The following is a 15,182-nucleotide window of genomic DNA, read 5'->3' as shown; positions in this document are numbered from 1 at the left end:
CCCTGACACCGGCTGATGTTCGAGTCCCGCTTCGCCCCAAGTTTCGGACCTTCCGGGGAGTGACGTCCGCTTTTCAATGGATGACTTCCGCCCTAGAGCGGGATGATTTGAAGTCGAATCGACTTCAAATCATCCCGCTCTACTTCAACAGATCAGAGCACGATTCAGATATGAGGTTGCTTCAACCTCATATCATCGTGCTCTAGCCCCGATTCCGGACGCGCTCCGAAAGCAGTGCGATGCGCAACTGCTTTTCAGCTTCGATAATCGCGAAGAACGCTACGCCGATGCCAACCAGCAGAAGGCCATCGAGCAAGGCGACCGGCTGCGTCTGAAAAACCTGTTGCAGCGGCGGCAGGTAGGTCATTGCGAACTGTGCGGCTGTCACCGCGATGACGCATGCCCAGACGACGCGTGTGCCGCGGACCATGTTCCAGGTCAGCGAAGTGCCATAGATATTGCGGATAAAGAAAAGATGGAAGATTTCGAGCACCACGAGCATGTTGACGGCCATGGTCCGGGCCAGTTCGACCGGATAGCCGCGCTCGGTCGCATACGCAAAGATGCCGAAGACGGCCGCCAGAAACAGTACCGATACCAGTGCGATGTGCCAGATCAGGACCCCGTCCAGAAGCGGCTCGTTACGCGATCGCGGCGGTCGGCGCATCGTGCCGTGCTCGGTTGGCTCGAAGGCGAGGGCTATACCGAGGGTTGCCACCGTCACAAGGTTCACCCAAAGGATCTGCACTGCGGTGATCGGGAGCGCAAGCCCGAGAAACAGGGCGACGACAATGGTCACTGCCTCGCCGGCGCTGGTCGGCAATGTCCAGCTGATCACCTTCTTGATATTGTCGTAGACCGTGCGTCCTTCGCGCACCGCAGCGGTGATTGACGCGAAGTTGTCGTCACCCAGCACGATCTCGGAGGCCTCTTTCGCCGCCTCGCTCCCCTTTCGCCCCATGGCCACGCCGACGTCGGCGCGTTTTAGGGCCGGCGCATCGTTGACGCCATCGCCGGTCATGGCGACGGTCAGCCCGCTCGATTGCAGGGCCGTCACGAGCCGCAGCTTGTGCTCCGGGCTGGTCCGGGCGAAGACGTCGATCTCCTCCACAACTGCCGCCAGTTCGGCGTCGCCCATACGTTCAATGTCGGCGCCCGTGAGAACCCCGTCCGGGTTCCGCAAACCAAGTTGCCGGGCGATCGCCGCGGCGGTTCCGGCGTGATCGCCAGTGATCATCTTCACCCGGATCTCCGCACCGTGGCATTCGGCGATGGCGTCGATCGCTTCACCGCGCGGCGGATCGATCAGGCCGACCAGGCCGAGAAGCACCAATTTGCCGTCGACCTCCGTCGTGTTCAAAACGAAGCAGTCCTGCGGAACCGGTCGCATTGCGAGCGCGAGCACGCGCTGGCCCTGGGCAGCGATCGCCTCGACCCGGGCGTTCCAGTAGTCCGCATCGAGAGGTTCCTCGCCGCCATCTGACGTCCGCTGGCTCGCGCACATGGCGAGAATGCGTTCCGGCGCGCCCTTGGCGTGGATTTCCGCGTTGCTCGCATGGTCGTGGTGGAGCGTGGCCATATAGCGCGCGTTCGCATCAAAAGGGATGGTGTCCGTTCGCGTCCAAGAAACGAAAGGATGCGGGCCATCCCGCATGATCTTGCCGGCGAGCGCGTGCAGGGCGCCCTCCATCGGGTCACCTTCGATCTGCCAGCCGCCAGGATGGTCGTGCAGCGCCGCATCGTTGCAGAGGGCGGCCGCACGGGCCAGTTCGAGCAAAAGCCGGTGCTCAGAGGGGTCCACATCGGCATCGCTGAGGCGAATCTCGCCTTCGGGCGCATAGCCGCTTCCGGATACCTCGCAGATATGATCGGCCGTCGCGACCGAGGCCGCCATCATCTCGTTTCGCGTAAGCGTCCCGGTTTTGTCGGTACAGATGACGGAAACAGAACCCAGCGTCTCGATCGCCGGCAAGCGTCGCACAATGGCGTTGCGCCGCGCCATCGCCTGGACGCCAACCGCCAGGGTTATCGTCAGGACCGCGGGAAGTCCTTCGGGAATGGCCGCAACCGACAAGCCGACCACGGCCATGAAGACTTCGTTGAAGGGCAGATGACCGACGAAATAGCCGTAAACGAGCAGCACGCCGGCGATCAGCAGGATCACGAAGGTGAGCCAGCGCGCGAAGCGATCCATTTGCCGGATCAGGGGCGTCTCCAGTGTCTCCACCTGGGCAAGCATTCCGCTGATCTTGCCGATCTCTGTATTCGCGCCGGTCGATACGACGACGCCGCGGCCCGCGCCGCCCGCGATCAGCGTGCCGCTGAACGCCATGCAGGACCGGTCACCGAGAGGCGTCCGAGGGGCGACGGGTTGAACGAACTTCTCAACCGGAACGGATTCCCCGGTAAGAATGGCCTCTTCGACCCTGAGGCCTGCCGCCTCCATCAGGCGAAGGTCAGCCGCGACCTTGTCGCCGGCTTCCAGAAGAACAACGTCGCCCGGAACCACCTCGGCGCTGTCGACGCTCACTCGTCTGCTGTCGCGAAGCACTGCCGCGCGCGGGGAAAGCATCTGGCGGATGGCCGTGATCGCCTGCTCGGCACGGCCCTCCTGAACGAAACCGATGATTGCATTCACAACGACAACGGCAAGGATCACTGCCGTGTCGGTAACATGCCCGAGACCCGCTGTGATGACTGCGGCCCCCAGAAGCACATAGATCAGCAGGTTGTGAAAATGCGCGAGGAAGCGAATGACAGGGTTGCGTCTTCTTGCCTGGGGTAAACGGTTCGGGCCGTAACTTTGAAGCCGGATCGCCGCTTCTTCTGCGCGCAGTCCGCCGCGTTCCACGGCTAATGCGGCAAGAACCTCATGGACCTTCCGTGCATGTGGTTCGGGAAGCGATCCGAGTTCTGCCGGTTCGCGATGCGGCGGTTCCGGAATTTCTACCTCCATATTCAGGTCCCCTAGCCGGCACCGTTAATGCGATTCGAACCAACCCACGAAACTCCAGTCGATGAAGGCTCCGCCCCAGCATCGGACACCAACCGGTCGGAGTGGTGGAGTGGTTCGGTCAACAGATCTCTCAACTTTCCGATTGCCGCTCATAGCTAGGACGCGAAGGTAAGTGCGCCACGAAGAATGTCTCATTTGGCCTGAACCTGGAAGTCAGGCCCATCGTCGCTGAGGTCGGCTTCGGGTCATCGATGGAGGTGCTTTGGGGCTGTGAAGACGGGTCCGGGTTGGAGCCAAGAGCAGACCTTGGACATTGGAGCGCCGGGCCGACTTGGAACAGGCCGACCGCCGACCACGCTTCGGACGAGAGAAGTCGACCGCGACTACGGCCATATTCTACGAATTTTTGCTGACAACGCTGTTACTCCGCCTTATCCGCCGAGCCCCTCTTGAGCCGCAGCCCCAGCCCGCCTCCGTTTTCCGGGATGAACTCGACGCCGGCGGCCTGCAGGGCGGCTTGGATGGCGGCAAGGTGGTTGCGGTGCGGGGTTCGACAGGCTCAGGACGAGGTTGAAAAGTGGTCGGCGGCCGGGACTCCTCTCCTGCCGTTCCCCCTCACCCAGCTCCGGCTAGGGCTCGGCCTTCGCCTCGCCAAGCCTCTTCAACCCTCTCCCCGGGGGAAAGGGCGGCGAGCGGAGCGAGTGGGTGAGGGGCGGGACTCGCTTCGGACACTTAGCCCTCTCCCACTCGGGGAGAGGGGTCGCGGTTGCCAGGGTCGGGGACTTGCTGGAGCGGGTCAGCCGTCGGGTTGGGGGCGGGCTTTCTTGCGTTCTTCCAGTTCGGCGAGGCCGCGTTTGTAGGCGACGTAGTACTGGTAGATGTTGCGCACGTAGTCGACCGGCTCGCGGCCGACCGCGGCGGCGACCACCAGCTCGACGTTGTTGAACCAGCGGTCGGGGTCGAGGCCGCGGTCCGCGGCCCGCCGGCGCAGGCGGTTCACCCGGTTGGGCCCGGCGTTGTAGCCGGCCATGGTGAAGAGGCTGCGCTCGAAGGGATCGAGGGCCGGATCGGCGAAGTAGCGGTCGCGCAGTACGGCGAGGTACTTGGTGCCGGCGTGGACGTTGTCCTCCAGGCGCTCGATGTCCGGGATGCCGACCGCCGGGTCCCGGGCCGTCGAGGGCAGGACCTGCATGATGCCGACCGCGCCGGCCGGGCTGCGCGCGCCCTGGTCGAGGCGGGACTCCTGGTAGGCGAAGCTCGCCAGCAGCAGCCAGTCGAAGCCGTAGCGCGCGCCGTACTTGCGGAACAGCGCCTCGGCCTCCTGGAAGCGGTGGAAGGGCTCGCGCTTGAGCGCCGGGCGCACCCAGTCGACCCGGTCCCGGTAGCGCGCGACCGCGAGGTTGGCGATCCGGGTGCCCAGCCGGTGGGTCCGGACGTAGTCGTCGACCAGGGCCTTGAGCTGCGGGCTGTCCTTGCGCAGGGCGACGGCGATCTCGCCGCGGTCGTGGACCACGAGGTCGTCGCGGGTCTCGAGGTCGCCGAAGACCCGGGTCCAGAGGCGGGTGCGGAAGTCGTCGGCCACGGTCATCGGCAGCAGGCCGGCGTGGACCATCTCGATCAGGTCCTCGGTCTCCAGCCGCGGGTCGGCCAGGGTGATCTCGATCTCGGGCCGGCCGCGGGCGCGGAAGTCGGCGTTGAGGTCCTGGAGGCTGTCGAAATAGCTGGAGTCCTCGCGGACCACCACCTCCTGGCCGGCGAGGTCGTCCAGGCTCGCGAGCGCGGGCGAGGCCGGGCCCAGGATCAGGTGCTCCCGGTCCCGGTCGGTGAAGGGCAGGGAGAAGTCGACCAGCGCCCGGCGGCGCGGCGTGATCCTGAGGGTCGCCGAGGCGAGATCGCCGTAGCCCTCGACCAGGAAGGGCAGGAGCTGGTCCCGGCGCACCGGGATGATGACCAGCTTGAGGGCCTTGGCCCGCTCCCCGAGCTTCTGCCTGAAGAAGCGCCGGAAGGCCTCGGCGCCCTCGGCGAGCGTGCCGCGCGGCCGGCCGCCGTCGATGAAGTAGGTGCCGAGGCTGAAGCTGGTGAGCAGGCGGATCTGGCCGCGCTCGATCATGCCGTCGAGATCGCCGGTCCAGGGCTCCGCCAAGGGCGGCCAGACGTCGGAGAGCGGGGCCTCGTCCGGCGCCTCCGCGGCGGCGGGCGAGGCCGCCGTCTCGGCGTCCACCGCCCAGGGCGGGGCGCAGGCCGCGAGGCTCAGCAGCAGGAGGCCCGCGGCCAAACGAGCGGCGGCCGCGGCGTGGAGCGCAGAGGTCAAGGCCCGTTTCATTCCCCCCATCCGGGATCTCTCGCGCGTCGGCGGTTTCGGCCGCGCCGCCCAGAGGCCGCGCGCCCAAAGGGTAGTCCAGCCTGCCAGCCTCGGCGAGATCGGACCGGCCAGGAGGCGCCGGCCCGGCGAAGAGGACCCTCGTCCCGCGCGGCGCGGGCTCAGCCGTCGTCGCCGGCGGGGCGCGGGGCGGCGGGGGGATTGGGCCTGGCGGCCGGCGCGGCGCGGCCCTGGGGGTCCGGGGCGCAGGGCTGGCAGCCGACGAAGGGGCGGTCGCCCAGGGTCGCGAAGTGGGCGCCGTCCATCTCCTCGCGGCGCAGGCCGGCGCGGGCGCCGGACAGCAGGCGCCGCAGCTTGCCCAAGGTTCTCAACATGTCATCGCCTCTCGCTCCGAAACGCGCAGGCCCGGTCGGCGCAGTTGTTCCGCAAAAGGCCGGCACGATCAAGGGGTCATCGCGCGCCGGCGATGTGGAGTCCGCCTGACGCCCCAGTCGGCCGGGGCCCGGCGGTCGATTTCGATCTAGTCGTTGTCTGCCACCGGGCGGTCGGTGGCCTTGGGGGCAAGGTCGGCCGGGGGGTCGAGGCGCCGGGGCTCCGGCGCGCAGGGTCGACAGCCGACGAAGGGGCGGTCGCCCAGAGTGGCGAAATGGGCGCCGTCCATCTCCTCTCGCCGGAGCCCCTCCCGGGCGCCGGACAGCAGCCGCCACAGCTTGCCGAGCGTCTTCAAGACAGCCCCCCGTTTCTCGGCAGCGAAGGTGCAAGACCTTCACACCCAATAGTTGAGCAGCAAAGGGGCGCGGAGATCAAGGAGTTTCGTGGGCCGGCGGCGGCGCGGCGGGCGGCTTACTCGTCGTCGTCGTCTTCGTCGTCGCCCGGGCGGCCGGCCTGCACCTTCTTGCAGTTGGCATAGAAGGTGGTGGTGGCGGGCCAGTCGGAGAAGAGGGCGATGATGCCGACGTCCTGGGCCAGCACGTCGATGGTGCGCAGGATGTCGCCGTCGCTCTCCAGGGCCTCCAGGGTGGTCTGGTAGTAGAAGGCGCTGCCGCGGCCCTCCAGGACCTCCTCGACGATGCGCCCGGAGCGCTCGGTGGTCCAGGAGATGATGTCGAGGCCGGCCTGGCGGGCGTTCCTGGCATAGTCGGAGGGCACGATCTCGCCGTCCTCGACGGTCAGCAGGACCGGCATGGGCGGGGCGACGATGTTGAGGCCCGCGGCCTTGAGCTCGAGGAACGCCTCCAGGGACGGCGGGCTCTCGGCGAGCTCGCCGACGTTGCGGCCGTCGAGGAAGACCGCCTGGCGGCCGTAGGCCGGGAACTCCTGGATCCAGAGGAAGACGTCGTCGAGGTTGAAGGACTGGGGCCAGACCCGGTCCGGGCGGATGCCGGCCTCGAGGTAGTCGAGCAGCATCTCGCGGGCGTAGCTGATCTGGTCGAGGCCGGACTCGCCGAAGCCGACGTCGCGGTCGACGCCCTTGAGCTCGGGCGTGAAGCCGGTGCCGAGCGACTTGAAGAGCGCGATGCTCTCGGCGTGGGTCAGGAGGGTGCCGCCGGTGGTGTGGAGGTCGGTCCGGAAGGCGGCGGTGCCGCCGACGTAGTCCTCCAAGGTGGTGGCGTCTGGGTCGGCGGCATCCATCTTGCCCTTCAGGGTCTTGAACTCGGCCAGGGTCAGGTCGCTGGTGCAGCACTTGATGTCCGGGCCGTTGAGCAGCCTGCCGTCGGCGTCGAGCACGGGCGGGACCTGGCACTTGGCGGCCAGCTCGGGGCGCAAGACGATGTCGGTGGTGGTGTGCAGGTCGCACTGGGCGTGGCGGCAGACCAGCTCGGCGTCCTTGGTGAAGGTGACGTCGCACTCCAGGATCCCGGCGCCCATGCGCGCGGCGGCGACGTAGGACTCCGCGGTGTGCTCGGGGAAGAGCAGCGGCGCGCCGCGGTGGCCGATGGAGAAGTCGGAGGCCCGGTAGCGCCCCTTGCGGGCGGCGCAGCGCTGCAGCTCCTTCTTTAGGGCGCCCTCGCGCAGCCTGTCGAGCAGGTAGAAGGGGCGCGGGCCGAGCTGCACCGGCAGGGCGCGGCCCGGCTTGCCGTAGGCGCCGGCGTCGACCGCCTGGACCTCCCGGGTCTGGGGCAGGACGAGGAGCGCGCCCAGGACGGCGGCGGCGAGGCCGGCGAATGACGGAGACATGATCGGCTCCCCTTTGTGCAGGACGTCTTTTCGCAAGAACCGCAGTCTGGCAGAAAAACACGCTACGGGTGCAGCGTGTCGGCCGCGTGACCGCGCGGTTGCAGAAATATGGCGCCGCCCGCCGGCCGTGGCCGAAGTGTCACACCGCTGCGGAGACTAATCCCTTCGGCGCAATCCCAGATTGCGGAGGCCCCCGGCGTCTGCGATACTCTGAATCGCCAAACACTCTTGGAGCAAGTCTCCGTAGCCGGAACGACCGAGTCCCGGGCGCCCCAACCCAGGATCGTCGTGCCCCCCGCCGGCTGGTGGGATCGCAGGTCCGGCTACAGGACGGACCGGCCGCGTGCCGGAACGGCTCATAGGAGGTTTCGGCATGGCGCAAGACGCCTTCAACTGGAAAAGCTTCTGGGACATCGCGACGCCCGAGGAGGCCGCCCACATCCTCTCGGGCTGGTTCGGCGTGATGGCGGCGCAGCTGGCGGTCGACTGCGCGCTGGCGGCCGGCAGCGATCAGAAGGACGACGACCGACGCTTCTGGCTGGCGGTGCTGGACCACTTGACCGGCAGCACCCGGCGCCGGGCTCCGGGTCCAGCCCTGGCGCCGCAGGCGGAAGCCGGCGCGCCCGCCCCGCGCGGCGGCCCGATCCCGGTGCGCCCGGATCCCGGCCTGGCCTGACTCCGGCCCCGCCCGGCTTCGACTCGCTGCGATCCGCGCCGGGCCGCGTGTCGGCCGCGTGACAGATCGGGAGCTTTCTTGCGTCCGGGGCCGTCGCAGGCTTGGCCGCCCGCCGGGGCGGTCCTGCAACGGGGGAACTCGGCAAGGTGTCGATGCTTCGGGTCGCTTTGGCGCAGACCAGGGTCGGGACCGAGGTCGCGACGAACGGCGCGGCGATCCGCGCGGCGATGAAACGGGCCAAGGCGGCCGGCGCCGACGTCGTGCAGTTCACCGAGGGCGCGCTCTCGGGCTATGGCCGCAAGGCGCTGCGCCCTTTCGAGACCTGGTCGGCGCGGGACTGGCGCGACCTCGATTCCGAGACCGATCGGATCCTGGATCTGGCGCGTGAACTCGGGCTCTGGACGGTCTTCGGCAGCGTGAGCCGGATCCCGGGCGCGGCGCATCCGCACAACTGCCTCCTGGTGGCCGACGCCGGCGGGCGAATTCATGGGCGCTACGACAAGCGCTTCTGCTCGCACAACGAGCTCGCGGGCTGGTACACCCCGGGCTTCGCGCCTCTCGTCTTCAAGGTCCGGGGCCTGCGCTTCGGCTGCCTGATCTGTCTCGACGGCCGCTTCCCCGAGGTCTGGGAAGAGTACCGCGAGCTGGGCGTCCACTGCGTGCTCTTCTCGAGCTTCACCGCCGGCCGGGAGTCCGAGCGCGACGCCGCCCAGGACGCGATCTTCGGCATCACGGCGCAGGCCCAGGCGGCCAGCCACGTCTACTGGGTCAGCCTGGTCACCCCGGCCAACCCGGTCCAGGGCACGCGGACCCAGTTCATCACCCCGCGGGGCGCGGTCGAGACGAGCTGCCGCCGCCACCGCAGCGGGCTCGCCATCGGGACCCTCGACCTCGGCCCGGACGGCCCGTGGCAGGCGACGGAGCGGGGCCGGCGCTGGCGCGCGGCGGCGCGCGAAGGCGGGATCTACCGCGCGAAGGCGGCGTCGGGATCCCGCGCCAGAAGCGACCGCAGCGGGCGGTCGTCCCAGACCTGAATCTCGACGAATTTGTCGTAGCGCATTGAGGCCTCGGTCTTCCAGCGGTCACCGGGCAGGCCGAAGCGCGCGACCACTTCTCTGATCTCTGCCAGGGTGAAGACCTTGCCGTGGTGGTCCTTCCTCTCGGCGCGGTGGTGATCGTGGCGGGAGAGCGGAAGGCTGGCCATGCTGTCGGGGTAGGTGAAGGTCAGCACGTCGGGCGGCAAGGCCGCCAGCGGCAGGACCAGCGACGCCGGGCGCGACGGGTCCAGGCCGTCGGCGAAGTCGCCGAGAAAGAAGTAGATCGGCCGGTCGAGGCGCGTGGCACCCAGCTTCCGGCGGCGCTCGGAGATGAGCCAGTCCTCGACCGCGTGCCGTCTTCGCAGGTAGTTGGCCTTGATCCGGCGCGTTCCGCCGACGCGGATCTCGTCGAGGATCCGCTCCGCCTCTGCCGCCGGCAGGGCGCAGAGGTTCCGGAAGAGCCCGCGGGCCGGGTCGTAGTTGTGGGTAACGACCTCGGGAAGCCGATGCATCAGCGCCGGCCGAAGGCGAAGAGGACCGCGAAGGCCAGGAGCGCGAGGCCGGCGTCATGGACCCCCGAGACCCGGCCCCGGAGCCGGTCGGGGCAGGCCGTGTTCAGCCAGGCCTCGCTCATGATGAAGATGACGCCGGCGCAGAACCCGAGCAGGAAGCGCGTGGCGATCCAGATCCAGAGAGCTTCGAAGCCGGCGAGCGCGGCCAGGCAGAGCGAGCAGCCGAGCAGGCCGAGGACGATCAGCCGGTCGCCGGCCATGTAGGCCGTGAGCCTTCGGATCAGCAGGATCGCGGCGACGGTGCCCAAGCCGAAGCTGCCGGCGTTCAGGCCGATCAGGCTCTCAGGCACGGCGCAGCTTTCCGGGACCAGCGAGGCCAGCGGATAGGTCAGCCCCTGCACCGCCGCGAAGGCGGTGACGCCGAGGATGACAGCCGTGATCGCCGCCCAGTCCTGCATAAAGCCATCGACGGCCCTTGAAGCGTTCAATTCGTATCCGACCCCTTTCTGAACCGCAGCAAGGACAAGCTAGCGCATTCCCCTGTCCTGCGGCACTGACCCGCGCCGAAGGCCATGACTTTTCTGGACAGGAACGTCATCGCACTTTCGAAGCTGCCCACGCCGTCTTGAGAGGGTGTTTCATGCTCACTCGCGCCAAGACCCAGACTGCGATAGAAGAACCCGTTCCGACAACCCAGGCTTGGAGGGAGGTCGCCCTGCGTCGGTGGCTCTCGTTGCTCCTGCTGCTGATCCCGGCCGGCGACGGCCCCGGGGCGGCGGAGGTCGCGGACCTCTACCGCGCCGAGACCGTCGTCACCGGCACCCTGGAGCCGGAGCGCAGCCGCGGCTTCCGGGCCGGCCTCACCGACGTCGTCGTCAAGCTGACCGGCGATGCGCGGCTGGCCGGAGATGACCGCCTGGCACCGCTGGTCGAACGCGCCCACAGCTTCGTCGCGTCCTTCGACTACGAGGACCGGATGAAAGGCATCCCGGTCCATGACGAGCAAGGCACGCGGGAACGGCCGCACCTCCTGAGGATGCGCTTCAAGGCGGCCGAACTCGACCGGGCGCTGGGGCGTCTGGGCCTGTCGATCTGGCCGGCCGAGCGGCCGCTGCTGGCGGTCTGGCTCGGGATCGAGACGGCCGGGGACCGCTACGTGCTGAGGGCGGCCGGAGCTAGGGGCTACGGCCAAAGGGCGGTCCTGGTCGAGACCGCGGCGCGGCGCGGTCTGCCGCTTCTGCTGCCCGAGGCGGCGAGCGGCGAATCCGCCGTCGCTTTCGAGGATATCGCCGCCGAAGACGTGAGCCGGATGATCGGCGAATCGCCGGGTGCCGACGCCCTTCTCGCCGGCGTGCTTTCGCTCGCCGAGGGCGGATACTGGGACATCACCTGGCGCCTGACCTGGCGGGCGCGTTCAAGGGCTTGGCGCCTGCGCGGCGTGTCCTTCGACACCGCCCTCAGGGACGGCCTGCAGACCTCCGCCTTGGTCCTCAGCGGCCGGGCGCCGCCTTGAAGCCTCCGGCCTCGCGGCGCGGGACGTCCAAGACCTTGCCGGTCAGTACGCCCGCCGCGAGTTGAACCAGGAGTCGCAGACGGGCTCGAAGCCGAGCTTGACGTAGCAGCGCTTGGCGGCGGGATTGCGGGGGTCGCAGTAGAGGCAGGCCGTGGTCCGACCCTCGGCATGGATCCGTTTCACCACCGCGGCGGTGGCCGCGCCGGCGTAGCCGCGGCCGCGCTGCGCGGGCGGCGTGTAGACCGGGCCGATGGCCGCGGCGCGGCGGCTGCGGCGCACGATGCCGGCCAGGGAGACCGGCCGGCCCTCGACTTCCCAGAAGAGATAGTCGCCCTGGCCCGCCTTGCGCGCCAGGCCCGGCCCTTCGGGCGGCGGGTCCTGGGGAACGGCCTCGCGGTTAAAGTCGGTCATCCAGTCGGCCAAGAGCGGGGCGTCGGCGGTCGTGACCGGGCGCGACCGGCCGGGGGCCCGAGGGTCGCGCGGCGCCGCGCGCAGCGCCAGGATCTGCTGTGGCGCGGGGTCGCCGAAGCCGAGCCCCAGCTCCATCGCGCGCGCGACGAACCAGCGCGCCGTCAGGTCCGGGCCCTGCACCGCGGGGTAGTCCTCGTCGCGGGTCGCCTCGGCCAGCGTCGCGCACTGCCGCCGTCCGAGATCGCCGAGGACGATCGGCCGGCCCGCAACCTGCAGCGCGCAGACTCCCGGCCCGCCTAGGCTCCACCGACGCGGCTCGGGCGCGTGTCCCGACCGGACCGCGGCCAGGAGTCCCAGCGGCAGGTTGTGCCGCGCCTCGTCGCGCTCCAGCGCCGGAAGGTGGAGGTCGTGGAAGGCGGCGAACTGCATGGCGGGACGAGCGAAACCGAGACAGGGGTCGCCGAACGCGGCCATGCTAGCGGCCTCGAGGGCGCTTGTCTGCTCTCGGGGGCTGCGGTCCTAGGACTTCGAGAGGCGCATCAACGCGGCACCGAGAAGGGTGACCAGGGTGGAGAAAACCTTGGCGAGGTCGAGCCGTTCCTTCAGGACGCCGACACCGATCACCAGCGCGAAGAGGATGCTGGTCTCGCGCAGCGCCGCGACCAGGGCGATCGGGGCCTGGGTGAAGGCCCAGATCACCAGCGCGTAGGCGATGAAGGTCGCCGCACCGCCGAGAAGGAAAACCTGCTTGGCCCGCAAAGGCACCGCCAGGAGCAGGCCCGGCTGGGTGCAGGCGATGAAGGCTGCGAAGAGAATGACGTTGCCGATGGTGAGCCAGCAATAGAAGCCGAGGGCCGTCCCGGCCAGACGGGCGCCGTTGCCGTCGACCAGCGAGTAGGCGGCGATGAATCCGCCGGTCACGACGGCGAGCAGGGCGGCCTGCGGGTTGCGCAGTCCGTCGCTCCGGCGGACCAGGGCCGTGCTCATCACCCCCGCCGCGATGACCAGGACGGCGAGCGTCTCGGCCGGGGTCAGCGGCACGCCCAGGAAGAGGACCGAGACCCCGGCGACCAGGAGCGGCGCGCTGCCCCGGGCGATCGGATAGACCTGGGTCAGCTCGCCGATCCGGTAGGAGAAAAGCAGGAACACATGGTAGCCGGCATGCAGCGCGACGCCGGCGGCCAGGTAGCCCCAGCTCTCCCGCGCGGGTGCCGGGACGAAGGCCAGGAGGCCGAGGGCGATCGGCAGCGAGCCGAGGACGACGGCGGTCATGTTCAGGTGCTTGTCGCCGCCGCCCTTCACCAGGGCGTTCCACCCCGCGTGCAGCAGGGCCGCGGCGAGGACGGCAAGGAATACGGTCGTGCTCACGCGTTGCCCCGCTGTGCGGAAAGGCCCTGGTCGCCCCCGGGGACCATAGGCGCCGCGAGCCCGCCCGGGCAAGAGGCGGCCGCCGGCCGGCCGATCGTCTGATCCGAGACATGGGCGAACGCGGGACCCTGACCCAGATCAATGCCGGGGTGGCGGGGCCTCGCGCATTTTCCGTCGGGTTTGGAAAGGCTTCCGAGCGAGGAGATTCGGATGCGCAACATCGTGGTTCTCGTGGACCTGGACGAGGAGAGTTCCTGGCGCCAGGCGCTGCCGACGGCGATCGACTACGCCGGGCACGCCGGGGCGCGGCTTCACGTCCTGACCATCGTGCCCGACGAGATGTTCAAGATGACCGTCGTGGCGCAGCTCATACCGGAAGACTACGAGGACAAGCTGATCGAGGACGCGAAGCGGCGCCTGGCCGAGATCGTCGCGGGACAGGCCGCCGCCGAGGGCCCGGAGATCGAGCCCGCCGTGCGCCTGGGCAGCGTCTACAAGGAGGCCCTGCGCTATGCCCGCGACGTCGGGGCCGAGCTGATCGTCCTGGGCGCGCACAAGCCCGAGCTGAAGGACTACCTGCTGGGCTCGAACGCCTCGCAGGTCGTCCGGCACGCGCCCTGCTCGGTGTGGGTCGTGCGCGGCTGAGGCAGATCCCGACCAGACACGGACGGAGTTTCGAGCGAGGTCCGATGCTGCACAAGCGAATCCTGGAATGGCAGGCCGCCCACCCCAACGTCACCTGGATCTTCTGGGGCATCGTCTGGGCCTGTGTCCTGGTCCTTCTGTTCTGGTCCGGGCCGCTCGGCTAGCGCAGGTCCCGATCAGACGCGTTCGCGTCTGGCCGGGAGTCGTGCGCTATCAGTCTGAAGATAGGGCATCGCGATCGACGGAGCGGGAGAACGACGTCCCATGGACTTCACCAGCGTCATCGCCTTCATCGCGATCATCCTCTTTCTCGCCTTCCTGTCCTGGTCGCTGACCCAGGGGCTGAAGGCGATCGAGCGCCGGGTGGTCGCGATCGAGGAGCGCGTCTCCGACCTCGAGGACGAGCTGGCCAAGCGCGGGTAACGGCACAATTCGACAGGCACCGAAGCATCCGGCATGCTGGTGCCGTAAGCTCGGGCGGCCTTGCTTTGATGGAGGAACCGAAATGCCAGCCGCCAGCTTCACGCCGCAGGAATTGAACGACGGCTTCGTCGTGGCCATCGACATCCAGGCCGAGGACGGCGAGGCGGAGACCGTGGCCGCGATCCTCGAAGGCCTGATCGCACCGACGATGGCCGAGCCGGGGGTCAAGCTGTTCCTGCCCTACCGCTCGCCCGACGACCCCGCCCGCTTCTTCATTTTCGAGCTCTACCGGAACCAGGACGGCTGGGCCGCGCACCAGGAGACCGCGCACTTCAAGGCCGCCGTCGCGGAGCTGCTGCCGCGGGTGTCGCGGCGCGAGCGCGTGCCTTTCCTGCCCTTCGCGTCGCGGTGAGATCGGCGAGCGGAACTCGGGTCCCGAGTTCCGCCCCTTGGTGTCAGACGCTGCGGCTGCGGGCCAGCCTGCGGTCGCCTTTGGCGGCGATCCGCTCGAAGCAGACGTCGAGGTCGGCGAAGAGATCCCAACGGTCCTTGCCCAGCCGCTCGGCGGCGGCATCGACCACGCGGAGCTCGAGCGCGCCGACGCGCACGCCCTTCCAGAGCCGATCGGACAGGGCGATCAGGAGCTCCTCGAAGGAGACCTCCATCGACTCGTAGCGGGCGTAGCTGAGGCAACAGCGCGCCACCTCGGGCTGGACGCCGACCTCGAGCAGCAGCCGCTCTCCGGCGGCCTCGTGCGCATCGCCCGGCGCATCGAGCTCGCCGGGGTGAAGGATCTTACCGGCATCGTGGAGGACGACGCCGAGCCGGACCAGATCCTCCCGGATCCCGAGGCCGAGCGGACGCAGCGCGTCGAGCAGCTCGTCCGCCGCCTCGCCGACCAGCTGGGCGTGAAGCACCAGGCGCCCGGGCGCGCCGAGGAAAACCAGCAGGTCGTAGGCGTCTTGCGTCTTCTTCAGCACGGTTCTCTCCTCAACAGGCCGCGCAGGGAGCGCCGCGGCTCCGCTCGCCGCGCGGGCCGAACTCGACGGAGCGGCCACCCAGAGTCCGCCCCGCCCCGCCCATTCCCGGGGCCGGACGCGCGATGCTGGCGTTTGGTTGAACTTCATGCCGTCTTCAACTCCA

General features: G+C 69.0%; 16 protein-coding genes. 6 read left to right on the top strand and 10 right to left on the bottom strand.

The features are described from left to right. Nucleotides 1-202 precede the first annotated feature (202 nt). The 5 genes from QNJ30_15995 to QNJ30_15975 all read right to left on the bottom strand — a co-directional run bounded on the left by QNJ30_15995 (nucleotide 203) and on the right by QNJ30_15975 (nucleotide 7,454). Nucleotides 203-2,956 (bottom strand): cation-transporting P-type ATPase, encoded by a 2,754-nt coding sequence (locus tag QNJ30_15995; protein ID MDJ0944970.1) that lies wholly within the window; start codon nucleotides 2,954-2,956, stop codon nucleotides 203-205. 796 nt (nucleotides 2,957-3,752) lie between these two features. Next, nucleotides 3,753-5,279, bottom strand: coding sequence for a transglycosylase SLT domain-containing protein (locus QNJ30_15990; protein MDJ0944969.1), 1,527 nt, complete (start codon nucleotides 5,277-5,279; stop codon nucleotides 3,753-3,755). 158 nt (nucleotides 5,280-5,437) lie between these two features. Next, nucleotides 5,438-5,650, bottom strand: a complete 213-nt coding sequence (locus tag QNJ30_15985; GenBank protein ID MDJ0944968.1) for a hypothetical protein — start codon at nucleotides 5,648-5,650, stop codon at nucleotides 5,438-5,440. 146 nt (nucleotides 5,651-5,796) lie between these two features. Continuing rightward, on the bottom strand, nucleotides 5,797-6,003 hold the full coding sequence (locus QNJ30_15980) for a hypothetical protein (GenBank protein ID MDJ0944967.1): 207 nt from the start codon (nucleotides 6,001-6,003) through the stop codon (nucleotides 5,797-5,799). Nucleotides 6,004-6,119: 116 nt separating this feature from the next. After that, complete coding sequence (locus QNJ30_15975) at nucleotides 6,120-7,454, bottom strand: glycerophosphodiester phosphodiesterase family protein (GenBank protein ID MDJ0944966.1); 1,335 nt, start codon at nucleotides 7,452-7,454, stop codon at nucleotides 6,120-6,122. 373 nt (nucleotides 7,455-7,827) lie between these two features. Here QNJ30_15975 and QNJ30_15970 point away from each other — a divergent pair, with 373 nt between their 5' ends. After that, nucleotides 7,828-8,130: a hypothetical protein gene (locus tag QNJ30_15970; GenBank protein ID MDJ0944965.1), complete on the top strand. Its 303-nt coding sequence runs from the start codon at nucleotides 7,828-7,830 to the stop codon at nucleotides 8,128-8,130. 152 nt (nucleotides 8,131-8,282) lie between these two features. Next, on the top strand, nucleotides 8,283-9,164 hold the full coding sequence (locus tag QNJ30_15965; GenBank protein ID MDJ0944964.1) for a carbon-nitrogen hydrolase family protein: 882 nt from the start codon (nucleotides 8,283-8,285) through the stop codon (nucleotides 9,162-9,164). On the opposite strand, the gene QNJ30_15960 is transcribed toward QNJ30_15965, so the two are convergent. Together QNJ30_15960 and QNJ30_15955 are read right to left on the bottom strand one after the other, a co-directional pair. Then, nucleotides 9,095-9,679 (bottom strand): hypothetical protein, encoded by a 585-nt coding sequence (locus tag QNJ30_15960; GenBank protein MDJ0944963.1) that lies wholly within the window; start codon nucleotides 9,677-9,679, stop codon nucleotides 9,095-9,097. The two genes, QNJ30_15965 and QNJ30_15960, sit on opposite strands and share 70 nt — an antisense overlap. Continuing rightward, complete coding sequence (locus QNJ30_15955) at nucleotides 9,679-10,167, bottom strand: MFS transporter (GenBank protein ID MDJ0944962.1); 489 nt, start codon at nucleotides 10,165-10,167, stop codon at nucleotides 9,679-9,681. Before QNJ30_15955 ends, QNJ30_15960 begins: the two co-directional genes overlap by 1 nt. A gap of 152 nt (nucleotides 10,168-10,319) precedes the next feature. Between QNJ30_15955 and QNJ30_15950 the strand changes: the two genes are divergently transcribed. Beyond that, nucleotides 10,320-11,192 (top strand): DUF2066 domain-containing protein, encoded by an 873-nt coding sequence (locus tag QNJ30_15950; protein ID MDJ0944961.1) that lies wholly within the window; start codon nucleotides 10,320-10,322, stop codon nucleotides 11,190-11,192. A gap of 42 nt (nucleotides 11,193-11,234) precedes the next feature. Here the strand turns inward: QNJ30_15950 and QNJ30_15945 are convergent, their stop codons facing one another. Continuing rightward, nucleotides 11,235-12,077, bottom strand: a complete 843-nt coding sequence (locus QNJ30_15945) for a GNAT family N-acetyltransferase (GenBank protein MDJ0944960.1) — start codon at nucleotides 12,075-12,077, stop codon at nucleotides 11,235-11,237. Between the two features lie 45 nt (nucleotides 12,078-12,122). After that, nucleotides 12,123-12,971: an EamA family transporter gene (locus tag QNJ30_15940; GenBank protein ID MDJ0944959.1), complete on the bottom strand. Its 849-nt coding sequence runs from the start codon at nucleotides 12,969-12,971 to the stop codon at nucleotides 12,123-12,125. 210 nt (nucleotides 12,972-13,181) lie between these two features. Between QNJ30_15940 and QNJ30_15935 the strand changes: the two genes are divergently transcribed. From QNJ30_15935 to QNJ30_15925, 3 genes are all read left to right on the top strand, one after another. Beyond that, nucleotides 13,182-13,616, top strand: coding sequence for a universal stress protein (locus QNJ30_15935; protein ID MDJ0944958.1), 435 nt, complete (start codon nucleotides 13,182-13,184; stop codon nucleotides 13,614-13,616). A gap of 264 nt (nucleotides 13,617-13,880) precedes the next feature. Then, the gene (locus tag QNJ30_15930) at nucleotides 13,881-14,039 is read left to right on the top strand and encodes a hypothetical protein (protein MDJ0944957.1); all 159 of its coding nucleotides are present in this window, start codon (nucleotides 13,881-13,883) and stop codon (nucleotides 14,037-14,039) included. An 82-nt stretch (nucleotides 14,040-14,121) separates the two neighbouring features. Next, nucleotides 14,122-14,451 (top strand): putative quinol monooxygenase, encoded by a 330-nt coding sequence (locus QNJ30_15925; GenBank protein MDJ0944956.1) that lies wholly within the window; start codon nucleotides 14,122-14,124, stop codon nucleotides 14,449-14,451. 43 nt (nucleotides 14,452-14,494) lie between these two features. Here the strand turns inward: QNJ30_15925 and QNJ30_15920 are convergent, their stop codons facing one another. Continuing rightward, complete coding sequence (locus tag QNJ30_15920; GenBank protein MDJ0944955.1) at nucleotides 14,495-15,019, bottom strand: HD domain-containing protein; 525 nt, start codon at nucleotides 15,017-15,019, stop codon at nucleotides 14,495-14,497. Between the last annotated feature and the right edge of the window lie 163 nt (nucleotides 15,020-15,182).

It is taken from the genome of Kiloniellales bacterium (assembly GCA_030066685.1).
GTDB lineage: Bacteria > Pseudomonadota > Alphaproteobacteria > Kiloniellales > JAKSBE01 > JAKSBE01.
The sequence above is the reverse complement of the archived record's forward strand: the minus strand, read 5'-3'. Positions and strand labels throughout refer to the sequence as shown.